The sequence below is a fragment of the Streptomyces sp. NPDC040432 genome, assembly GCF_055595445.1.
Window position 1 is genome coordinate 1 of sequence record NZ_JBVIVP010000045.1, and the last position, 20,890, is coordinate 20,890.

Annotated in this window: 21 protein-coding genes; 8 read left to right on the forward strand and 13 right to left on the reverse strand. The window is 69.0% G+C overall.

The features are described 5' to 3' along the window. Positions 1-158: 158 nt before the first annotated feature. Genes ACZ58N_RS38255 through ACZ58N_RS38270 form a run of 4 tightly spaced genes read right to left on the reverse strand, consistent with a single transcriptional unit; the run spans position 159 to position 3,785 of the window. Complete coding sequence (locus tag ACZ58N_RS38255; protein WP_471170075.1) at positions 159-1,103, reverse strand: 3-hydroxyacyl-CoA dehydrogenase NAD-binding domain-containing protein; 945 nt, start codon at positions 1,101-1,103, stop codon at positions 159-161. Beyond that, positions 1,100-2,167, reverse strand: coding sequence for an LLM class flavin-dependent oxidoreductase (locus ACZ58N_RS38260; protein ID WP_471170078.1), 1,068 nt, complete (start codon positions 2,165-2,167; stop codon positions 1,100-1,102). Before ACZ58N_RS38260 ends, ACZ58N_RS38255 begins: the two co-directional genes overlap by 4 nt. Positions 2,168-2,185: 18 nt before the next feature. Then, complete coding sequence (locus ACZ58N_RS38265) at positions 2,186-2,656, reverse strand: nuclear transport factor 2 family protein (RefSeq protein ID WP_471170081.1); 471 nt, start codon at positions 2,654-2,656, stop codon at positions 2,186-2,188. Between the two features lie 55 nt (positions 2,657-2,711). Then, the gene (locus ACZ58N_RS38270) at positions 2,712-3,785 is read right to left on the reverse strand and encodes an acyl-CoA dehydrogenase family protein (RefSeq protein ID WP_471170084.1); all 1,074 of its coding nucleotides are present in this window, start codon (positions 3,783-3,785) and stop codon (positions 2,712-2,714) included. A 281-nt stretch (positions 3,786-4,066) separates the two neighbouring features. Here ACZ58N_RS38270 and rfbA point away from each other — a divergent pair, with 281 nt between their 5' ends. Together rfbA and ACZ58N_RS38280 are read left to right on the forward strand one after the other, a co-directional pair. After that, on the forward strand, positions 4,067-5,017 hold the full coding sequence (gene rfbA, locus ACZ58N_RS38275) for a glucose-1-phosphate thymidylyltransferase RfbA (protein WP_471170087.1): 951 nt from the start codon (positions 4,067-4,069) through the stop codon (positions 5,015-5,017). Between the two features lie 110 nt (positions 5,018-5,127). Further along, entirely contained in the window at positions 5,128-5,868 is a 741-nt protein-coding gene (locus tag ACZ58N_RS38280; protein ID WP_471170090.1) for a mycothiol-dependent nitroreductase Rv2466c family protein, read from the forward strand. A gap of 95 nt (positions 5,869-5,963) precedes the next feature. Here ACZ58N_RS38280 and ACZ58N_RS38285 read toward each other — a convergent pair whose 3' ends face one another. The 5 genes from ACZ58N_RS38285 to ACZ58N_RS38305 form a co-directional block, all read right to left on the reverse strand. Next, positions 5,964-7,610 (reverse strand): MDR family MFS transporter, encoded by a 1,647-nt coding sequence (locus tag ACZ58N_RS38285; RefSeq protein WP_471170093.1) that lies wholly within the window; start codon positions 7,608-7,610, stop codon positions 5,964-5,966. 14 nt (positions 7,611-7,624) lie between these two features. Next, positions 7,625-8,212 (reverse strand): NADPH-dependent FMN reductase, encoded by a 588-nt coding sequence (locus ACZ58N_RS38290; protein WP_471170096.1) that lies wholly within the window; start codon positions 8,210-8,212, stop codon positions 7,625-7,627. 94 nt (positions 8,213-8,306) lie between these two features. Next, a complete protein-coding gene (locus ACZ58N_RS38295) occupies positions 8,307-9,218 on the reverse strand; it encodes an NADP-dependent oxidoreductase (protein ID WP_471170099.1) in 912 nt (303 codons plus the stop codon). A gap of 118 nt (positions 9,219-9,336) precedes the next feature. Beyond that, positions 9,337-9,780, reverse strand: coding sequence for a nuclear transport factor 2 family protein (locus ACZ58N_RS38300; protein ID WP_471170102.1), 444 nt, complete (start codon positions 9,778-9,780; stop codon positions 9,337-9,339). Positions 9,781-9,983: 203 nt separating this feature from the next. Continuing rightward, positions 9,984-10,607, reverse strand: coding sequence for a hypothetical protein (locus tag ACZ58N_RS38305; protein ID WP_471170105.1), 624 nt, complete (start codon positions 10,605-10,607; stop codon positions 9,984-9,986). A gap of 163 nt (positions 10,608-10,770) precedes the next feature. Here ACZ58N_RS38305 and ACZ58N_RS38310 point away from each other — a divergent pair, with 163 nt between their 5' ends. Beyond that, the gene (locus ACZ58N_RS38310; protein ID WP_471170108.1) at positions 10,771-11,511 is read left to right on the forward strand and encodes an SDR family NAD(P)-dependent oxidoreductase; all 741 of its coding nucleotides are present in this window, start codon (positions 10,771-10,773) and stop codon (positions 11,509-11,511) included. A 96-nt stretch (positions 11,512-11,607) separates the two neighbouring features. On the opposite strand, the gene ACZ58N_RS38315 is transcribed toward ACZ58N_RS38310, so the two are convergent. The 3 genes from ACZ58N_RS38315 to ACZ58N_RS38325 are packed head-to-tail and all read right to left on the reverse strand — an operon-like array spanning position 11,608 to position 14,403. After that, complete coding sequence (locus ACZ58N_RS38315) at positions 11,608-12,396, reverse strand: SDR family NAD(P)-dependent oxidoreductase (RefSeq protein ID WP_471170111.1); 789 nt, start codon at positions 12,394-12,396, stop codon at positions 11,608-11,610. A gap of 4 nt (positions 12,397-12,400) precedes the next feature. After that, positions 12,401-13,579, reverse strand: coding sequence for an acyltransferase family protein (locus tag ACZ58N_RS38320; protein ID WP_471170114.1), 1,179 nt, complete (start codon positions 13,577-13,579; stop codon positions 12,401-12,403). Beyond that, complete coding sequence (locus tag ACZ58N_RS38325; protein ID WP_471170117.1) at positions 13,576-14,403, reverse strand: class I SAM-dependent methyltransferase; 828 nt, start codon at positions 14,401-14,403, stop codon at positions 13,576-13,578. Before ACZ58N_RS38325 ends, ACZ58N_RS38320 begins: the two co-directional genes overlap by 4 nt. 201 nt (positions 14,404-14,604) lie before the next feature. On the opposite strand from ACZ58N_RS38325, the gene ACZ58N_RS38330 reads away from it, so the two are divergent. Continuing rightward, positions 14,605-15,741 (forward strand): DegT/DnrJ/EryC1/StrS family aminotransferase, encoded by a 1,137-nt coding sequence (locus ACZ58N_RS38330; RefSeq protein WP_471170120.1) that lies wholly within the window; start codon positions 14,605-14,607, stop codon positions 15,739-15,741. A 9-nt stretch (positions 15,742-15,750) separates the two neighbouring features. After that, complete coding sequence (locus ACZ58N_RS38335) at positions 15,751-17,016, forward strand: DUF6365 family protein (RefSeq protein ID WP_471170122.1); 1,266 nt, start codon at positions 15,751-15,753, stop codon at positions 17,014-17,016. 19 nt (positions 17,017-17,035) lie between these two features. On the opposite strand, the gene ACZ58N_RS38340 is transcribed toward ACZ58N_RS38335, so the two are convergent. After that, positions 17,036-18,163, reverse strand: a complete 1,128-nt coding sequence (locus ACZ58N_RS38340) for a glycosyltransferase (RefSeq protein WP_471170125.1) — start codon at positions 18,161-18,163, stop codon at positions 17,036-17,038. A 161-nt stretch (positions 18,164-18,324) separates the two neighbouring features. Here ACZ58N_RS38340 and metK point away from each other — a divergent pair, with 161 nt between their 5' ends. The 3 genes from metK to ACZ58N_RS38355 all read left to right on the forward strand — a co-directional run. Continuing rightward, positions 18,325-19,536 carry a methionine adenosyltransferase gene (metK, locus tag ACZ58N_RS38345; RefSeq protein ID WP_471170128.1) on the forward strand — a complete coding sequence of 404 codons (1,212 nt, stop codon included), beginning with the start codon at positions 18,325-18,327 and terminating at the stop codon, positions 19,534-19,536. A gap of 45 nt (positions 19,537-19,581) precedes the next feature. Next, positions 19,582-20,565 carry a carbohydrate kinase family protein gene (locus ACZ58N_RS38350; RefSeq protein WP_471170131.1) on the forward strand — a complete coding sequence of 328 codons (984 nt, stop codon included), beginning with the start codon at positions 19,582-19,584 and terminating at the stop codon, positions 20,563-20,565. Continuing rightward, the coding region (locus ACZ58N_RS38355) for a homocysteine S-methyltransferase family protein (protein ID WP_471170134.1) at positions 20,562-20,890 on the forward strand (329 nt) is incomplete at its 3' end. The genes ACZ58N_RS38350 and ACZ58N_RS38355, both read left to right, overlap by 4 nt.

A 20,890-nucleotide genomic window follows, 5' to 3' on the forward strand; every position in this document is an offset into this window, starting at 1 on the left:
GTGGGGAAGGAGCCAAAAAAAGGAAAATGGGATTCTTCCGTCCTCCGGGGGGGGGGGGGAAGGGGGGGGGGGGGGGGGGGAGGGGAGGGGGGGGGGGGGGGGGGGGTGCCCCCCCCCCCCCCCCCCCCACTCCCCTTTCGGCGTCGGCGCCGTCCCGCTCAGGCCGGGTCGGACACCTCGGCGAGCGAGCGCAGGATCGCCGTCTGCTTGGCGTCGCGCTCGCGCACGTGCTCCTCGTACGTCTTCGCCCCGTACGCGGCCTCGGCCTGCTCGATCAGCGACCGGATGGTCTCGTCGTCCATCGGCGGACGACCGAGACCCTCCCACCCGCGCTCCAGGTTCGAGCCGAGGGTGCCCAGCCACTTGCGCAGGCCGCCCTGGCCGCCGCCCAGATGGAAGGCGAGGAACGGACCGACGGTCGCCCACCGCAGGCCGATGGAGTGCGTGACCACGCGGTCGAGCTCCTCCAGGGTCACGACGCCCTCGCGCACCAGGTGCACCGACTCGCGCAGCAGCGCGGACTGGAGCCGGTTCGCGGCGAAGGCCATGATCGGCTTGTGCAGCACCACCGGGGTGCGGCTGACCGACTCGAAGAACGCGACGGCCTCCTGGACCGCCTCGGATGACGTGCGCTCGCCGGCCACGACCTCCACCAGCGGAACCACGTGCGGCGGGTTGAAGGGGTGGCCCACGACCAGCCTGCTGGAGTCCGCCATCCTGGCGCCCATGTCATCGGGGTTCAGGGTGGAGGTCGACGACAGCAGCAGCGCGCCGGCCGGAGCAGCCTTGCCGATCCGCTCGTACAGCTCCTGCTTCAGCTCCAGGTTCTCCGGCGCGTTCTCGACGATGACATCGGCGTCCGAGACGGCCCGCTCCAGGTCGGGCTCGAACGTCAGCCGCTCCGCGAAGGTCGACGGGTCCGCACTGCCCTCCGGCAGGTACGGCGCGAACAGCTCCAGGCCCTCCGCGACGATCCGCGGCGCGTCCGCGCGCCGGCTGTTGACCCGCACGTTCAGGCCGTGGCCCAGGAACAGGGCGATCCAGCCCAGTCCGATGGTGCCCGCGCCGATCACCGTGACGGTGCGCTGCGTGGAGTCGCTCACGCGCCCGCCCCCAGCTTCGGGATGACCTGCTCGGCCATCAAACGCATCGTGGTGGCCGCGTCCTCGAAGGACAGGTGGCCCGAGTGCACCCCGAGGCTGATGGTGATGTCGTCACCGAACCACTCGGAGATCTGCTCCAGCTGTCCCCGGACCTGGTCCGGAGCCCCGATGAGCAGTTTCTGCTGCTCCATCTTCTTCTCGAAGTGCGAGGTCCTGGTGGCGTCGAAGAGCTTCTCGTAACCCGGATAGGCGTCGGAGCGGGTCGTGCCCCACGCCGCGACGGCGTCCCGGATCGCCGCCGAGTTGCGGTCGTCGTCGAGCCGGCCCTTGGCGCGTGCCTCCTCACCGTCCTCGGCGACGACACACGGGTAGCTGAAGTGGATCTTCTCGGTACCCGGGGTGTGTCCTGCGGCCGCCCACTCGGAGCGGTAGATCGTCAGCCGGCTCTGGAGTTCCTCGGTCGACATCACGTTCGGCACCGACTGGAGGTTGTGTCCCGCCCGGCCCGCCTCGGCACAGGACTCGGCACTGCGAGCCGTGGTGACGAACACCGGCGGGTGCGGCTCCTGAAGCGGCCGCGGAAGCAGTGTGACTGGCCCGAACTGGTGGAACTTGCCCTCGAAGACGACGCCTTCCTCGGTCCACAGCCGCTTGATGGCGTCGACGCCCTCGACGAAACGGTCCTTCGACTCGTCGATGGAGATGCCGAAGGCCTTGAACTCGTCCGGCAGGAAGGCCCGGCCGAAGGCGGCATCGACCCGGCCGTTGGAGATGTTGTCGAGCATGGCCAACTTCCCGGCCAGCTTCACGGGGTGCTGGAAGGCGGGGATGGTGGCGCTGGTGCCCAGTCGCACGCGCTTCGTGCGGCCCGCGGCCGCGGCGAGGAAAGTCACCGGATCGGGGCTGTATCCCCCGTAGGGGAAGAAATAGTGCTCGACCATCTTGACGTGGTCGAAGCCCAGTTCCTCGGCGAGGTCGACCAGCCGGAGCGCCTCGTCGAAGTACTGCTGGGCGGGCTTGTCGGTGGGGCCGACCGTGGGGAAGAAAACGATCCCGAATTTCACGAAAGCTCCTCAGCCTCGTCAGTCGCGGCCGGAGCCGTCGTGGTGAAGGTCGCGGTCGGCTACCTTCCAGGTGCCGTCGACCTGGACCAGGTGGTCGTTGCAGACCACGCTGGCGAAGATGTCCAACGCACCAGCGCGAGGGATGCGCATGGCCAGCGCGTAGCTGCGGGTGCGCAGCGAACCGTCGCTCTGGGGGCGCACGTCGAGCATGCCCAGCCAGTGGCGGAAGTCGAGCTTGTCCTCCTCCAGCCGCAGCTGGCGCGCCCGACAGGAGTCGCGGATGGCCACTCGGCCGCGCAGCGGCTCGTTCAGCCGGCTCGCTTCCTGGAAGACGGCGTCCTCGGTGAACGTCTCGGCCCACTCGTCGGGCCGACCGTCATCGATGAGGCCCATCTGGCGGGCGTAGAACTGCTGCACCTGTGCGTAGAGCTCCGCCGGGACGAAGGGGTCCGCCACCGTGCGTGGCGTGCTGGGGGTGGAGTCGCTCATGCGAGCTGCCTTTCATGAGTACGCCGGCAGGCCGGCTTCGGTACGTCGACGGGGGTCACGGGGCGCTGAGTCCACCGGCGGGGTCCAGGAGCCGGGCTCCGTACACGCCGCCGGCCGGGTCGAAGCGGAGTGCCACATGGCTCGCGAGGCTGTGGATGTCGCGCCAGATCCGCTGCAAGGGGTGTCCAGCCAACTGGGCCGCACTGCCCGAGCTCCGCAGCAGTTCCTCGACGACGTCGACCAACTGCTGCACCGCGAAAGCGCAGTCCGCCGGTGTGCGCACCAGTTCGAGCGGTGTCGCGGCCGGAGCGTCCGCCACGTGCGCGGCACGTTCCAGCAGCAGCCCGGCCGCATCGACGGCGATGGCCGCGCGGGCGAGGCCGGTACCGAGACGCTCCTCGGATGGGCCCGTGAGGGAATCCGCGGCGCGTAGGCGCAGGGCGGCCCGGGCCGCGCCGAGCGCGGGGGCGCCGAAGAGCAGCCCGCTCAGGAGCCGCAGCGGGGCCGTGTGGCAGCGGGCGTCGGAACCGACGCTGCGCCCCTCGATCATGTCCTGCCGGGCGAAGCCGCGGTGTTCCGGCACGAATACGTCGTCGGCGAGCAGGGTGTTGCTGCCCGTGCCGCGCATGCCGATCGAGGTCCAGGTGTCGGCCACCCGGTAGTCCTGGCGCGGCAGTGCGAAGAACCACGGAACCTGCTGTTCGCCGTACGGCACCAGCGCGCAGACCAGCGCCCAGTCGGAGAACCCAACCGCGCTGGTGAACGCCCACTCACCGCTCACCCGCCAGCCACCGGCGACCTTGGTGACGCTGCCACGCGGCATCAGCGCGCCCACCACGACCGTGTCCGCGCCCTTGGCCCACAGCTCCTCCTGCCCGGCCTCGGGAAGGAAGGCGCCCATGCGGCCCGCACCGGCGATCACTGATGCGCACCAGGCGGCTGCGGTGCAGCCCCCGGCAAGGGTGGAGACGGCGTCCAACAGGGACGACGCGGGGCCGGCGTCGCCGCCCCATCGGGTCGGGACGAAGAGCCGGGCGAAGCCGGCGTCGACGATCCCCTCGGCCACGGCGGGCGATAGCGTCCGGTCCGTGTCGGCGCGGTCGGCGTATTGGGCCGCTACGGAGGCCAACTCCTCGGCTCTTTCACGCAGATCCGAGCCCGACGTCGGCAAGCTTGGCATCAGAACCACTTTCCTCGCTCGTTCGTGGCGGTGCCGCAATGCGGAATGCGGGTGGCAACGCGACAACCCTGAGGTGGTGTCGTCCAGACCCGCTGGAACACCGCTCGACGCCCGAGGTGGGAGGACGGTCCCGTACGCAGCTCGATTCACGCTCGATCGGCCACCCCCAGGCTGGAACAGCCATGGGCTTGTGACGACCATGGGCCGACGACTACACGAGGTGACGATCCGTGAAGGGAATCATTCTGGCCGGAGGCAGCGGCACCCGGCTGTACCCCATCACCCTGGGGGTGTCCAAGCAGCTGCTGCCGGTCTACGACAAGCCGATGATCTACTATCCGCTGTCGGTGCTGATGCTGGCCGGGATCCGGGACATCCTGATCATCTCGTCGCCACGGGACCTGCCGCAGTTCCGCACGGTCCTCGGCGACGGCAGCACGCTCGGGATCAATCTCACCTATGCGGAGCAGGAGCAGCCGCGGGGGCTCGCGGAGGCCTTCACCATCGGCGCCGATCACATCGGCGACGACTCGGTGGCGCTGGTCCTCGGCGACAACATCTTCCACGGTCCCGGCTTCTCCCTGTTGCTCCAGGAACACATGCCGCACACCGACGGCGCCCTGCTCTTCGGCTATCCCGTGCGGGACCCGGAGCGGTACGGCGTGGGCGAGGCGGACGAGAACGGCCGGCTGATCTCGCTGGAGGAGAAGCCGGCGAAGCCCCGTTCCAACCGGGCCATCACCGGCCTGTACTTCTACGACAACGACGTGGTGTCCATCGCCCGCGGCCTGGGGCCCTCGCCCCGTGGCGAGCTGGAGATCACCGACGTCAACCTGGACTATCTGGCGCGCGGCAAGGCGAAGCTCGTGGACCTCGGGCGCGGATTCACCTGGCTCGATACCGGCACCCACGACTCGCTCCTCGACGCGGGCCAGTACATCCAGACACTGGAACACCGCCAGGGCCTGCGCATCGCGTGCGTGGAGGAAGTCGCCCTGCGCATGGGCTTCATCGACGCGGAGCAGTGCCACCGGCTCGGGGCGCTCCTCGGAAAGTCCGGGTACGGGCGCTACGTCATGGAGATCGCCGACGCGCTGCGCGACGCCGGTCCCCAGGAGCGCGCGGGTTCTCTCGCCGGTTCCCAGTTCGACGGATGGGGGGCCCTGCCCACCGCCGTTTGAACCGCCGGTGCGGCCGTCCGCCGGCGGCGGTCGAGCGGTCCTCCAGGGAGCCTCCTGTTCGGCGTGGTGGCGTTGTTCGTCCTTGTGTCTTCCCATTGCAGGAGTTGACGATGACGAACAGCGTGCCGAGGCCGCCCGGCGACGACGGGGAGACCCGGGACCGGGTGGACCTGTGGGCCGATCCGCTCTGCGCCTGGACCTGGATCACCTACCAGTGGCTGCGCCAGGCCGAATCGGTCCGTCCGATGGAGCTGTGCCTGCGGTTGACCGGTCTCGGATACCTGGAAGGCTCCCCCGGCGTGGAGCAAGAGCACCCCGGATTCCTCAAGGCGGCTCCGGGACCCGTCCGGGTCCTCGCCGCGGCCCGGGACAGGAACGGACAGGAGGCCGTCGCCCCGCTGTACGAGGCGATCGCCCGGCGCTTCCACGGTGCGGGCGGCATCTACGACGAACTGTTCCAGCGCACCCGCGGCATGTCGCAGCAGGCCAAGCGGGACCTTCAGGTCTCTCTCCTCGAACAGACTGGGGAGGCCGTTGCCGGAGCTCTTGAAGAAACGGGTCTGCCGGGCACGCTCATCAGCGCACTCGACTCGACCGAACGGGACGGCGCGCTGCGCGCCGCGCACGAATCCATCCCGCGCGAGGGCCGTGAGCTCGACGTCATCGGGGTGCCCGTGATCTCGGTCAACGGTGCGGTGGGCGTCTTTGGCCCCGTCCTTCGGGCCGTTCCGGCGGGTGAGCGGGCGGGCCGGCTGTGGGACGGCTTCCGGGCGCTGGCCGCGGAGGACGCGTTCCTCGAAATGCGGCGCGTCACTCCGCGTCCCGCCCCGGACCCCCGGCTGGTGGACTGATCCCACCCCTGCCTCCCGAGGGCCGGAGTGACGACGAACGGGGCGCCGCGGACGGTGTTCGTCCGCGGCGCCCCGGCGGCGCCTGCTCGTCCCGGTCAGGGAACCTTCGCTTCGGCGCCCTCGGTCGCCGAAGCGGATTCCTGTTCCGTCCGCTTCGCACGAGGCAGCAGGAACGAGAGCAGGAAGCCGACGAGCATGACGCATCCGCCGGCCAGGAAGACCGTGCTCATCGCCTCGGCTATGCCGTCGACCACCGGCGCCGCGATCCTGCGGTCCGCGTGCAACAGGAACGAGGTGTCGTTCAGGTCCACGGCGCCCGCACCGTTCACGGTGTCCAGCACCTTCTGGTTGGCCGGGTCCGCGCTGACCGCCGGGTCGGCCGCGGCGGCGCTGAACTCGGGCCTGCCCGACGCCCTGTCGACCGCGTCCGCGATGCGTCCGGCGGCAAGGGCGAACATCATCGACAGGAACAACGCGGTGCCGGCGGCGCCGCCGATCCCGCGGAAGAAGGAGTACGCGGCGCTCGCCACGCCCATATCCTCCTTGCGGGAGTTGTTCTGAAGGGCGATCAGCGTGACGGGGAAGCAGATGCCCACACCGGCGCCCAGGAGGAAGATCAGTGCCCCCACGAGCCACAGCGACGAGGCCGCGACGAGGGTGGCCAGTGCGAACAACGTCAGGGACACCAGACCCATGCCGGCCAGCAGGAAGTCCCGGTAGCGCCCCGACCTGTTGATCACCTTGCTGAAACCCCGACTGGTCGTCAGTACACCAGCTGTTTGGAGGATCAGCATCAGTCCCGCCTCACCGGGGGACTGGCCCTTGACCAGTTGGAGGTACAGGGGCAGGAAGATGAGCGAACCGAACACCCCGATGCCGACGATGACGTTCACACCGTTGATCACGGAGAAGACCCGGTCGCGGAAGAGCCGTAGCGGGATGACCGCGGCATCTCCCATCCGGCGCTCGGTGAACAGGAACGCCGCGATGCCGGCCAGGCCGAGGGCGATCATCGACAGCGAGAGCGGCGAGGCCCAGCCCCAGTCGCGACCCTGTTCGGCCACCACCAGAAGCGGTCCGAGGCCGACCACGAGCCAGGCCGCCCCACCGAAGTCAACACGCTGCGCACGACGCTTGGAAGGCATCTTGAACAGGAACCCGACGACGACCAGCGCGACGAGACCGATGGGGATGTTGATCAGGAACGCCCAGCGCCATCCATCGATCCACAGGATGGTGTCTGCACTGGCGAACAGGCCTCCGACCGGCGGCCCGGCGACGCCGGCCACCGCGGACACCGAGGAGAAGTAGACCTGGTAACGGGCCCGCAGTTCGGGCGTCAGGATGTCGCCCATGATGGCGAACGCAAGCGCTGCCAGGCCTCCACCACCGATGCCCTGCACCGCGCGGAACGCGGCGAGTTGATACATCGTGGTGGCCAGCCCGCACAGCAACGACCCGATCAGGAAGATCGTGATCGCCGCCATGTAGAGCCGCTTGCGGCCGTAGATGTCGGAGAGCTTCCCGAACAGCGGGGTCGCGATCGTGGCCGTCACGAAGTACGCGGTCGTCGCCCATGCCTGCAGGGTTTGCCCGTGCAGCTCATCGGCGATCGTCCGCATGGATGCCGAGACGATCACGAAATCGAGGGCAGAGAGCATCAGACCCAGGATGAGGCCGGCGATGACCACCATGACGGCCCGGTGCTCGGGGGTACCCGGGGTCTCTGCCGCGGAACGCACCTCACCCACGGGGATCAGCCGCCGTACGGTCGTGCGGTGCGGCCCTCGCGGAGGGTGACACCCCACCAGGCGAGCTGGTCGAGGAGGACGGACGCGGCCTTCGAGCTGCCGTCCAGGTCATGCGGCCGGCCCGCGTCGTCGAACTTCTCCCACGCGTTGTGGAAGCTCACGGTGTCGCGCATGGTCACCGCGTGCAGTTCGGCGAAGACCTGTCGCAGTTGCTCGACGGCCCGGTGACCGCCCGCCATACCGCCGTACGAGACGAAACCGACGGGCTTGGCGCGCCATTCGCTGTACACGTAGTCGATGGCCAGCTTCAGCGAGGCCGGGTAGCCGTGGTTGTACTCGGGAGTGATGACGACGTATGCGTCGAGCCCGTCGATCCGCGCGGCCAGGTTCGGCGCTTCGCCTGGAGCGCCGAGCGGCTCCAGGTTGAGCTTCAGCTCCTCGACGAGAGCGGGCTCCGACAGGTCGATGACATGGATCTCCATGTCATCGCGCCGACCGGCCTCGGAGACGAACCACTGGGAGATCTTGTCAGCGAAGCGGCCCGTGCGGACACTTCCGACCAGGACGCCGACCTTGAGGGGGTTGCCGGACATGACGGTACCTCTTTCACATGAATACAAGGGGCGATGACGAGCCGGGGGCCGTGGAGGAAGGCGAGCGGTCGCTCCGCGGCCCCCGGGGGGACGGCTAGTCGGCGAGCAGGACGATCTTGCCCCGGCCGTGACCGGTCTCCAGCTCGCGGTGGGCCTCGGCTGCCTCGGCCAGCGGGAAGGTCTTGCGTACGTGGACCTTGACGTCGCCGCGGTCGACCAGACCGGCGAGTTCACCCAGCCGCTGGGCCGAGCGCTGGCTGCCGATCCAGCGGACCCCGAGCTCCTGGTAGACGTCGAAGGCGAAGATGGTGCCCACGCGCTCCTTGTCCTCCACCAGCTCCGCGGCCACCCGCAGACCTTCGGCGCTCGCCGTGTCCAGAGCGGCGTCGACGCCTTCCGGAGCGGCCGCGCGGATACGGTCCGCCAGCCCGTCGCCGTAAGTCACGGGGATCGCGCCCAGCTCACGGAGGTAGGCGTGGTTGTCCTCGCGGGCGGTGGCGATGACCTTCGCGCCACGCAGCACGGCGAGCTGCACGGCGATGGTGCCGACGCCGCCGGCGGCACCGTTGATGAGGACGGTATCGCCCTCCCCGACCTTCAGCAGCTCGATGGCCGTGTGCGCCGTCTGGCCGGACGCGGACAGGCTGCCGGCGACCTCCCAGGGGAGACTGGCCGGCTTGGCGACGATCTGGTCCTCGGGGACGGTCACGTACTGGGCGTAGGTGAGCTGGGTGCGGTACCCGAGGACTTCGTCGCCGACCCGGAAGGTCGTGACACCCTCGCCGATCTCGTCGATGACACCGGCGAAGTCACCACCGGTGACGTGGGGGAAAGTGATCGTGAAGCCCGGCGGGTTCCATCCGGAGCGCACGGCGCAGTCGGTCGGCTGAGCGCCTGCCGCCTTGACCCGGACCCGGACCTCGCCGGGGCCTGCCTGAGGTGCGGGCACCTCAAGGAGCTCAAGTACTTCTGGTCCGCCGAACGCGTGGAAGCCTGCTGCCTTCATAGTCAACGCCCCTTCTGGGTAATCGATTTGCTGCTCCGCTTGGCTCCGGTGAGGGGCCCTGCGGAAGAACGTAAAACCTCAAGCCGAATTGAGGTCAAGCGATGGGAGGAAGAAAGAATCAAGCCGTACCGTCGCGCCGCAGACTGCGGTGGCTCACCCGCCACCGGCCGTCCTGAAGCACGAGGTGGTCGCGGCACACGACGCTCGCCGTCAGTTGGAGTGCCTCGCCGTGCACGGTGCGCGCGGTGAGCGCGTACGCGCGGGTGCGCAGACTGCCGTCCGCCTCGGGGCGAACGTCCAGCATGCCGATCCAGTGACGGAAGTCCGCCTTCTCCTCGGCCAGCCTCCGGGTATGGGCCCGAGCGGAGTCGGCGAGCGCGGCGCGACCGGACACCGCACCCTGGAAGACCGCGTCCTCGGTGAACGTCGCGGCCCACTCCTCGGCGTGGCCGTGGTCCATGAGGCCCATCTGGTCGGCGTAGAACTGCTGGATCCGCGCGTAGAGCTCGGCGGAGACGTACGCGTCGCCGGCGGCCGACGGGCTGGTGGGTTCGCTGCTCATCCGGGCCTTTCTGTGGGAGGGAACCGCGCCGGACGAACCGGTCGGCGGCCAGGCCGTCCCTCGCGGACTTGTTCGACAAGATCCGAAGGAGACGGCCTAAGCGGCGTGGGGCATTCCACGTTGCCGCAGGTGAGTGGTGTCCTGCTCGAAACGCACTCGACGCCGGCCGGAGGCGGAGCCTCCGGCCGGCGTCGAGTGCGTTGTTACTGAACGGTCGTGCTGGACAGCTGAACCGGGGTGGCCGGATTCGGGTAGCACTGAACCGGAGTGAAGTCGTTGATCGTGGTGTCGAGGCGCTTCATCGACAGGCCCGGGTTGTCGAAGCCGGAGCCGCCGGCCGAGGTCACCAGCGTGCCCTTTTGGAACGTCGTGAACTTCGCTTCGATCGAGGGAAGCTCGAAGGTGGAACCGCCGTAGAAAGGCCCGGTGGCCTTCACCACGAACTGGTTGCCGACGACCTCCAGCGACTGGGTGGAGCCGCCGAGGTTGCTGCCGCCGGTCAGCTTCTGGCTGATCAGCACGGCACCCGCCGGTATGGAGACCTTGAGGGCGACGTTGCGGACCTCCTTCTGGTACGCGGCGTTGAGGGGGAAGGGACCCGGCGTGTACTTGATGGTGAACACCTGGAACGGGTGCACCGTGGCCGGGGCGGTGACGTCGAAGGCGCGGTTGCTGGAGTACTCGCTCCACTGGCCGTTCTCCGGAACGCGGCACAGGTACGGCACGGTGGCGGGGGCGGCGATCGCGGTGCCCGAGGCAGCCATCACTCCCGCCAAGACGAGGGAAGTCGCGGCGGCGGCCCGGCGCGCGGTGGTCTTGCGGGTCAAGGGGTCTCCTCCAGAGTCGGTGCTGCTGACTGACAGCGGATGGACGCTAAAACCGGCCTCTGGAAGTTGGCTCGAATTCCACTCTTCCAATGGTTCTCCAGCGATTCGAGACCGGATCCGGAGAGCCTGGCGAGGAAAGCCGTCCGACGTTGAGCGGGGTTGAATGGTGAAACTCAAGGGCAAGGTCGCCGTGGTCACCGGCGGAACGAAGGGCCTGGGGCTCAAGATCACTGAGGCGTTCATCGCCGAGGGGGCGCGGGTCGTCGCGGCCGCACGGGGCCGGGAAGGCGCCCGGGAGGCGCTGGAACCGTACGGGGACGACGCGGTCTTCCATCAGGCGGACGTTCGCGATCCGGAGTCCGTGCGCGCGTTGATGGAAGCCGCGGCACAACGATTCGGGGCGGTCGACATCCTGGTGGCGAACGCGGGGCTGAGCCGGTCCGGACCGGTCGCGGGCCTGTCGGCTTCGGACTGGGCCGACGTCGTCGACACCAACGTCAACGGTCTCTTCCACTGCGTCCAGGCGGCAGTGCCGCACCTGGAGCGGAGCGATGCCGGCCGCATCATCACGCTGTCCTCTGCGCTCGGCAGCCGCCCCACACCGGGCGCGTCGTCGTACTGCGCGACCAAGGCGGCCGTGGAGATGTTCAGCAAGGTGGTCGCCTTGGAGCTGGCTCCCAAGGGGATCACGGTCAACTGCCTGTCCCCCGGCTTCATCGACGAGGGCATGGGCAAGCTGCTCAAGGCGAACGAGGCGGTCTGGAGCAAGTACGCGCCCAAGGTTTCGCTGGGCCGCATGGGTACGGGTGAGGAGGTTGCCGACGCTGCCGTGTATCTCGCGGGAGACAGCGGGTCCTACGTCAACGGGCACGTGCTGGAGATCAACGGAGGCCTGACCTGGTGACGTCCTTCATGTCCTGACGTCCTTCATGTCCTGATGTCCGGTGGAACGACTGCGGGACGGCCCTCGAAAGAGGGCCGTCCCGCTCGTCTCGGTGGATCAGGCGCCCGCGGTCACAGAGACGCTCTGCCCGGTGATGCCGGTGTTGGCGGCCGAGCCGAGGAAGACGACCACCCGAGCGATCTCGGTCGCGTCGAGGAGCCGGCCGAGCGGTGCCCGGGCGGAGTACCGCTCGGCGACACCCATGCTGTTGGCCATTCGCTCCTCGTTGCGGAAGGTACGGGTCAGCCCGGGAACCACCACGTTGGAGAGGATGTCCCCGTCCCGGCCCAAACTGAAGGCGGTACTGCGGGAGAAACCGTGCAGCGCCGCCTTCGCCGCCGCGTAGAACTCCGCGCCGATGCGGCCCTGGTCGGTTTCCAGCACGCCTTCGGTGACCAGGCTCGACGAGATGTGCACGATGCGGCCCCAGCCCTGCCGGCGCATCACCGGAGCGACCAGGCGGGTGAGTTCGACGGGGCCGTCGATGTTGTCGTGCAGCTTGGACCGCCAGTCGTCGCCGACCTCCTCGAAGCTGTCGCCGGGAGGCCGGAAACCGAACGGCCGCAGCGCGTTGTTGACGAGCACGTCGACGCGGCCGGTCCACTGGAGCGCCGCGTCCGTCAGGGCACGTGCCGATTCCGGTTCGCCGAGCCCGTAGGGCGCGATCAGCGCGCGGCCCCCCGCCCGCTCCACCTCCTTGGCCGTGACCTCGGCGTCGGCGGCGTTCGAGGCGTAGCCGACGACGACATCGGCTCCCTCGGCGGCGAAGGTACGGGCCACTTCCCGTCCCATGCCACCGGAGGCGCCCGTGACGATCACCGTGCGGCCGGTGAGTCCCAGGTCCATCCCCTCACCCCGCCACGTCGGTCAGTGGGCGGTCCGGTGCGGCCGGGGCGAGTGGCGGCCGTTTGCGCGTGTTGCTGAAGCGTCGTACGGCTGGCACCTCCACGAAGCGGTACAGGAGCCACGCGGCGGCGGTCGTCAACGCGAACGTCAGGGCGATCATGCCCAGGGCGGGCAGGGTGTCCCAGGTACGACCCGGCACCCGGCCCATCGGCCCGTACCACATCACCAGCATGTGGACCATGTAGAAGGCGAACGACAGCTCCCCCAGGCGCACCATCGTGCGCCCGCGGAAGGGCGAGCGGGCGCCCTTCACATCGGCGGCCGCGCCGGCCGCCACGACCAGGGCCAGCGGGATGACCGTCGGCGCGACGATGCCGTACGCGTCGGGCAGCCAGACCGTCAGCGCGTAGCCGGGAATGAGCGTCAGCAGCGCACCGCCGAGGCTCAGCGGAATCCAGCGGCCCGTCTGCACGATCCGCGCCATGACGATGCCGAGGGCGAATTCCAGCAATCGGGTCAGCGGCAAGCAGTAGACGAACCAGTACTGGTACCAGGAGATTGGGTAGTACGGCATCTCCGGGTCGCTGGGCAGCAGCTGGGACGCCAGCGCGACGAGGACCACGCCCGCGAACAGGATTCCCGCCCAGGTCCACAGCCGCTGAGCGGGAATCGCGCGCACCCACCGCACCAGCCAGGGGAAGGAGAGGTAGAACAGCAGCTCGGCGGCCAGCGACCAACTCGGGCCGTTCGTACCGAAGAAGACGTCCTCCACCGGGAACCACGCCTGGATCAGGAAGAACGAAGGCACGGTGTTGCTCACCGTCGCGGCGTAGCCGCCGATCCAGGTCATGAGCAACAGGCCCGCGGCCCAGGTCACCAGGTGGTTGGGGAAGATCTTCGCCAGGCGGCGGCGCCAGAACGTCAGGGGCCGGTCCGTATCCCTGGCGGACCACGTCAGCACGAAGCCGCTGAGGATGAAGAAGAAGCCGACTCCCACGAAGCCCAGCTTCGACACGTAGGTGACGAGGGCGGCCCCTAGGTCCTTGTCGTTGAAGATTCCGTACACCGCGGCATGACACACGAACACCATGAGGGAGGCGATGAAGCGCATGCCGGTCAGGGACGGGAGCCGGGATCCGTCGGCGGAGACCGCCGACGGTCCGCCGGTTCTGGACGTCGTCACTCGTGGTCCCCCGCCTTGCGACCCACCGCGATCACGTAGCCGAGCACTTCGCCCTCCAGGACGCCGACCTTGGAGAGCATCGCCTTGAACTCGTCGGCGAACTCCTTGCCGCCGCGCTCGGCGATGTACGCGTACTTCTCGTCCAGCACGTCGGGGATACGAGCCGCGGACCGGTGCAGGTGCGGCGTCGCGTCCTCGAACCGGGTGATCTCGAAGCCGGCATCCAGCAGCAGCTTCCGGTACCCCTCCAGCGTCGGCAGGGCTTCGACGGTGAACCCTTCGCGCAGCGCCACGCGCTGCTCGGGGGAGAGGTCGGTGCGCTCCGCGTAGTCGGACAGTACGAACCGCCCGCCGGGCACCAGGACTCGTTCGATCTCCTGGAGGGCCTTCGGACGGTCGGACATGTACATGATGGCTTCGGAGGCCCACACCGCGTGGAAGGAGTTGTCCGGGTAGGGCAGGGCCATGCCGTCGGCCTGCTCGAAGGTCACCTGCTCGGTGACGCCGGCCTCCCGGGCGAGCTTCTCACCCTGCCGGACCTGTTCCAGGCTGACATTGACGCCCACGACGCTCGCGCCGCTCACCTTGGCCGCCTGGATCGCCGGACGACCGAAGCCGCAGCCGACATCGAGGAGGCGGTCGCCGGCACGCAGCTCGGACGCCTCGATCATCACCTCGGTGTGCCGCTCCTTCGGATCGGTACCCGGGGACTTGTCGTCGAAGTAGCCAATGTGCAGGTTGAAGCCGCTCAGTCCGAACAGCCAACTGCGGTCGTCGAAGTACTCGCCCACTTCGTCGGCCGTCTTCGCTTCGTACGTGGTCATGCCCAGGCACCTCGCTCAAGGGAAAGTCCGATGCCGGACACGATGAGTGCCGGGTCTCGAAAGTGGCTGGAGACCCACTGCACGGCCCGCGCGGACGAGTGGGACCGGCGGCGGGATCCTGCTGTTCCAGCAGCTCTCGAATCCCCGTCGAGCCCCTCTGGCGACGATCGCGGACACTTGTCCGGATCAGAGGGGACCACCGTGATACATCTCTTCCAGCCGCAGACCGGAGACGAGGAACTCGCCGCCGTGGCCGAAGTGTTCGCCGACAAGTGGCTCGGCCACGGTCCGCGCACCAAGGCGTTCGAGGCCGAGTTCGCCGCCCACCTGGGCGTGGAAGCGGAGAAGGTCATCTTCCTCAACTCGGGAACCGCCGGGCTCTTCCTGGCACTGGAGTGCCTGGATCTCAAGGAGGGCGACGAGGTCGTACTCCCCTCCCTCAGCTTCCTCGCCGCCGCCAACGCCGTGCTGGCGGTGGGCGCCCGGCCCGTGTTCTGCGATGTCGACCCGCGCACCCTGAACCCGGACGCGACGCACGTCGAGAACGCCCTCACCGAACGAACCAAGGCCGTCATCGTGCTGCACTACGGTGGCTACCCCGGCGACGTGAAGGCCGTCGCGGAGCTGTGTGCGGACCGTGGCGTGACTCTCATCGAGGACGCCGCCTGCTCGGCCGGCTCCCGAGTCGACGGTCAGGCCGTAGGTACCTTCGGCGACCTGGCCATGTGGAGCTTCGACGCGATGAAGGTCCTGGTCACCGGGGATGGCGGCATGCTCTACGTCCGCGACCCCGAGCTGGCCTCCCGGGCGCGCCGTCTGGCCTACCACGGCCTCGCCCAACCCAGTGGATTCGGTCACGCCAAGGTTTCGCACCGCTGGTGGGAGCTGGACATCCCCGAGCCCGGCCGCCGCGTCATCGGCAACGACATGACCGCGGCCATCGGCCGGGTCCAGCTCCGCCGACTGCCGGAGTTCGTGGCGCGCCGCAAGGAGATAGTGGAGCTCTACGACCGGGAACTCGCTGGAGCCGAGGGGATCGAGCTGCCGCCGTCGCTACCGGAGGGTCACCGGTCCACGTACTACTTCTACTGGGTACAGCTGGACGCCAACATCCGCGACGAGGTGGCTGGCGACCTGCTGGCCGCCGACATCTACACGACCTTCCGTTACGCGCCCCTGCACAAGGTCGCCGCTTACCGCTCGGAGGGACAGGTCCTGCCGGCCTCCGACACGGCTTCCGGTCGCACGCTGTGCCTGCCGCTGCACCCGGGCCTCTCCGACGACGACGTGCGCACGGTCGCGGCCGCCCTGCGCAAGGCCGTCGACGCCAAGCGATAGGAACCCGTGATGCGACTCCTCTTCCTCGCCGCGCTCGCCAAGACGCTCCACGAGGTGACCATCGGCCTCGACCTCGCCGAGCAACTGGCCGACGCGGGCATCGAGAGCCACTTCGTGGTGAACCCCTACAACGAGGACCAGTTGCGCGCGGCGAAGACGCCGTACACGCTGGTCGAACCCGGGCTCGGCGAAGGCGTCCGCGACGTCGTGCACCAGGTGGCCAAGGAGTTCCGGCCCGACGCCGTCATCCTCGTCGACTACCTGGCCCACTGGATGACCTTCCGAGTCGGATACCGCACCGATCCGTGGTTCGTCGAGGACCTCGGGCTGCCGGTCATCCCCATCGACCTCTACGACCTGGAGAGCACGAGCCGCCGCGTCGAGATTCTCGGTACGACGATGGAGGTGGACGACAACCTCCTGCGCATGCCCGTGCAACTGTTGCCGGTGCCGATGAACCGCCCGCGGATCACCGACTCGGGCCGAGGACTGCCGTATCGGGCGAACCGTACGATCGAACCACTCGCAGGAGCTGTCCGGGACGAGGTGCGCCGTTCCCTCGGGCTCACCGGCGGACAGCGCCTGCTGATGGTGCCGACCCTGCCCTGGCAGCAGCTCATGCAGGTCCATGCGGGCGAACCCACGCGTGAACTGGCCGGCCGGCTGCCTCGGCTGCTCGGGCACTACCTCGGAAGGCTCCCGCAGGACACCCACTTCCTGATGACCGGCCCGCTCTTCGAAGGTTTCGCAGGACTCGGAGACCGGGTGCACCACCGCCCCGAATACACGGCGGGAGAGTACCACCGGCTGCTGGGCGCCGCAGACGGGGTGTTCTCGTTCCACCTGCCCAGCTACGCGCTGGAGCGGGCTGTCCTCGCCGACGTACCGGGTCTCCTCGCGGTGAACAACCATGCCGTGGACGGCGAGCCGGCCATCGCGCGGCTTGACCGGGAACTCGGTGGCCTGGGGAACGAGGTGCGGGACTGGCTGACTTCCTACCCGGGAACTCTGCCCGACTTCCACATGTGGCCGCTCAGGTGGAACGAGGTACTGCGCCCGTTGCTCGACGCCAACCCGTTCACCGAAACCCTTCTGCGTGCCGAGCTCTTGGACGAGGAGGGTTTGGTCGACGGTCTCGAACGGCTGCTCTACGATCCGGTGGAACGGGATCGGTTGGCCACCGAGCGAGCCGCGTACCGCGATGCGGTGAACGCCCTGCCGGAGACGGCAGGAACGTTCACCGAGGCGGCGCGCCGCCTGGGTATCGACGCCTGAGCTCGGGGGTGGCCGGATGTCAGGCCACCAGTCGCTCCAGAACGCCCACGACATCAGCCGGCAGGGGCAGCTCGGCCATCTCCGCGGAGATGGCCCGGGCGCGCTCCCGGTACTCGGGGCTCGCGAGGACCTCCTGGCAGGCGTCGGCGATGTTCTCGGGGGAGTCGTCCTCCGGGCGGACCATCCTGGACGCACCGTAGGCACTGAGCCGTTCGGTGTATCCGACGACGTACGGCAGGTACGGGATGAGGATCTGGGGGACACCCGCCGCCATGCTGCCGAGCACCGTGTTCCCGCCCGCGTGACTCACGACCAGGTCACAGGTCCGTGCTACCACGTCGAGCGGGATCCAGCCGGCCCGCACGTTGTCGGGCAGCGGACCCAGCTCGTCCACGACCGTGTCCGGAGCCGCCACCAGCAGTTCGACGTCGAGCGAGGCCACCTTCGTGACCAATCCGGACAGGATCTCGAAGTCGGAGTCCTTCGTGACCCGGCTGCCGGCGCTGACCAGGACGCGCGGTCGGTCCCCCTTGTCGAACATCCACGGCGCGAGCGGCCGCTGCGAGGTGTACGGCACGTACCGCATCAACTGCGCCGCAGGGGCGTCGGCGGTGCGCAGCGAGGGCGGGCAGGTGTCGATGAACAGATCGGCGGAAGGCATCTCGTACAACCCGAAGGCCTCCAGCTCCGGCCCGAGCTCGGCGGCTGCCGCGAGGTCGATCGTGCGGGGTTCGCCCATGTCCACGGCGTGCTTCACGTAGGGCACCCCCGCGTACGCGGCGACCAGCGGGGCGGCGAAGGCCAGCACCCCGCCGACCACGAGATCCGGCTGCCACCGGTCGATCAGAGAGGTCAGCCCGTCAACGCACGCGGCGGCGTACCGGCCGAAGCAGCGCCCGTTGAACAGGTACCGCTCGTGCAGGTCCTCCGGTATCTCCTGCAGCACCCCCCTTCGGTCGTACAGGAAGTCCTTCATCGTTTTCGAGGTGACGGCGAAACCCGGCACTCCGGCACCATTGATGATCCGGATGCAGTCCTCGGGCGCGGCCATCACGACCTCATGGCCCGCGTTCTTCGCCGACTGGGCCAGGGGGATCAGGGAAAAAACGACTCCCGAGCTGCCGCCTGCCACAAAGAGAATCTTCATGCACACGATCGTCCGCGAGCCGGTTCGTCCCTGGCTCGAACGATCCTCGACGTTCCGCGACTTCCGGACGAGTACGCGTTTCCTGTTCGAGCCGCTCTCCAGAGTGGTCGACGACCGTCATTCTCGCCGCCCCCGCCCACCCCAGCAGGAGGAAGTCACTCGTGTCCCGTCGCTTGTTCACCTCGGAGTCCGTGACCGAGGGTCACCCCGACAAGATCGCTGACCAGATCAGCGACACGATCCTCGACGCGCTGCTCACCGAGGACCCGACCTCGCGCGTGGCCGTGGAGACTCTCATCACGACCGGCCTCGTGCACATCGCGGGCGAGGTGACGACGAAGGCGTACGCGCCGATCGCGCAGCTCGTCCGGGAGAAGATCCTGGAGATCGGCTACGACTCGTCGAAGAAGGGCTTCGACGGCGCCTCGTGCGGCGTGTCGGTGTCCATCGGCGCGCAGTCCCCGGACATCGCGCAGGGTGTCGACACCGCCTACGAGAAGCGGGTCGAGGGCGATGAGGACGCGCTCGACCGGCAGGGCGCCGGCGACCAGGGCCTGATGTTCGGCTACGCCTGCGACGAAACCCCCGAGCTGATGCCGCTGCCGATCCACCTCGCGCACCGGTTGTCGCGGCGGCTGACGGAGGTCCGCAAGGAGGGGATCGTTCCCTACCTGCGCCCCGACGGCAAGACGCAGGTGACGATCGAGTACGACGGCGACGAGGCCGTCCGCCTCGACACCGTCGTCGTGTCCTCGCAGCACGCCGCGGACATCGACCTGGATGCCCTGTTGACGCCGGACGTGCGCACGTTCGTGGTGGAGCACGTGCTGGCGCAGCTGGCTGAGGAGGGCATCAAGCTGGACACCGAGGGCTACCGGCTGCTGGTGAACCCGACGGGTCGTTTCGAGATCGGTGGTCCGATGGGCGACGCCGGCCTGACCGGCCGCAAGATCATCATCGACACGTACGGCGGCATGGCCCGTCACGGTGGTGGCGCCTTCTCCGGCAAGGACCCGTCCAAGGTCGACCGCTCGGCCGCGTACGCGATGCGCTGGGTCGCCAAGAACGTGGTCGCCGCCGGTCTGGCCTCGCGCTGCGAGGTCCAGGTCGCGTACGCGATCGGCAAGGCCGAGCCCGTCGGCCTGTTCGTGGAGACCTTCGGCACCGCCACGGTCGACACCCAAAAGATCGAGGACGCGATCGGCCAGGTCTTCGACCTCCGCCCGGCCGCCATCATCCGCGACCTGGACCTGCTGCGCCCGATCTACGCGCAGACCGCCGCCTACGGCCACTTCGGCCGCGAGCTCCCCGACTTCACCTGGGAGCGCACCGACCGCGTCGACGCGCTGCGCAAGGCCGCCGGCCTGGCGTGAGCGCCCGCCCGCGCCGCCCTGCCCACAGTTGCTAGGAGAAGAGTTGTGCGAATCGCTGTGACCGGCTCCATCGCGACCGACCACCTCATGGTGTTCCCCGGACGCTTCGCGGAGCAGTTGATCACCGACAAGGTCGACACGGTGTCACTGTCGTTCCTCGTCGACCAACTGGAGGTGCGCCAGGGCGGCGTGGGGGCCAACATCACCTTCGGCCTCGGCCGGCTCGGCCTGCGGCCCCTGCTTGTGGGCGCCGCCGGTGTCGATTTCGCCGAACACGGCCGACGCCTCGTCGAAGCCGGGGTGGACACGACATCGGTCCGGGTCAGTGAGACGCTGCACACCGCCCGCTTCGTGTGCACGACGGACCGGGACCAGAACCAGATCGCGAGCTTCTACGCGGGCGCCATGGCCGAAGCCCGCGAGATCGACCTGCGGGAGGTCGTCGCCCGCTGCGGACGCCCCGACCTGGTCCTCGTCGGCGCCGACGACCCCGCGGCGATGCTGCGCCACACCGCGACCGCCCACGCGCTTGGCATCCCGGTGGCGGCGGACCCCTCCCAACAGCTGGCCCGCCTCGACGCCGAGCAGACACGGAGCCTCGTGGACGGCGCACACCTCCTCTTCACCAACGAATACGAGAGCGCCCTGCTGCGCGAGCGCACCGGGTGGAGCGAGGAACAGGTCCTGGAGCGGGTCGGCACCTGGATCGTGACGCGCGCAGCCGACGGGGTCTCGATCCTGACCGCCGACGGCGGCCAGGAGGACATCCCCGCCGTCCCGACGGACATCGCCGCCGACCCGACCGGCGTGGGCGATGCCCTGCGCGCCGGCTTCCTCGCCGGCCTCGCGTGGAGCCTGTCGTACGAGACCGCGGCCCGCCTCGGCTGCGCGCTCGCCACAGTGGTCCTGGAATCCGTCGGCACCCAGGAGTACAAGCTCCTCCCGTCCGACCTGATCGGCCGCGTCGACCGGGTCTACGGCAGCGCCGCGGTCGCCGAGCTGAAGCCCTGGCTGGTGGCCGTCTCATGAGCGCCGAGCAGGTCCATCGGGCCGACGCCCTTCGGGAGGCGCTCGCCACCCGTGTGGTCGTCGCCGACGGGGCCATGGGGACGATGCTCCAGGAGCAGGACCCGACGTTGGAGGACTTCCAGCAGTTGGAGGGCTGCAACGAGGTTCTGAACGTCACCCGCCCGGACATCGTCCGCTCGGTCCACGAGGCCTATTTCTCCGTCGGTGTCGACTGCGTCGAGACGAACACGTTCGGCGCGAACTTCGCCGCCCTCGCGGAGTACGACATCCCGGAACGCAACTTCGAGCTGTCGGAGTCCGGTGCCCGGATCGCCCGCGAGGTCGC

Excerpts from the sequence above, each read along its gene's own strand:
- ACZ58N_RS38280 (WP_471170090.1), top strand. The coding sequence starts at position 5,128 with ATGACGAACAGCGTGCCGAGGCCGCCCGGCGACGACGGGGAGACCCGG.
- ACZ58N_RS38340 (WP_471170125.1), bottom strand. The coding sequence starts at position 18,163 with ATGAAGATTCTCTTTGTGGCAGGCGGCAGCTCGGGAGTCGTTTTTTCC.
- ACZ58N_RS38335 (WP_471170122.1), top strand. The coding sequence starts at position 15,751 with ATGCGACTCCTCTTCCTCGCCGCGCTCGCCAAGACGCTCCACGAGGTG.
- ACZ58N_RS38310 (WP_471170108.1), top strand. The coding sequence starts at position 10,771 with ATGGTGAAACTCAAGGGCAAGGTCGCCGTGGTCACCGGCGGAACGAAG.
- ACZ58N_RS38315 (WP_471170111.1), bottom strand. The coding sequence starts at position 12,396 with ATGGACCTGGGACTCACCGGCCGCACGGTGATCGTCACGGGCGCCTCC.
- ACZ58N_RS38290 (WP_471170096.1), bottom strand. The coding sequence starts at position 8,212 with ATGTCCGGCAACCCCCTCAAGGTCGGCGTCCTGGTCGGAAGTGTCCGC.
- ACZ58N_RS38295 (WP_471170099.1), bottom strand. The coding sequence starts at position 9,218 with ATGAAGGCAGCAGGCTTCCACGCGTTCGGCGGACCAGAAGTACTTGAG.
- ACZ58N_RS38265 (WP_471170081.1), bottom strand. The coding sequence starts at position 2,656 with ATGAGCGACTCCACCCCCAGCACGCCACGCACGGTGGCGGACCCCTTC.
- ACZ58N_RS38325 (WP_471170117.1), bottom strand. The coding sequence starts at position 14,403 with ATGACCACGTACGAAGCGAAGACGGCCGACGAAGTGGGCGAGTACTTC.
- ACZ58N_RS38300 (WP_471170102.1), bottom strand. The coding sequence starts at position 9,780 with ATGAGCAGCGAACCCACCAGCCCGTCGGCCGCCGGCGACGCGTACGTC.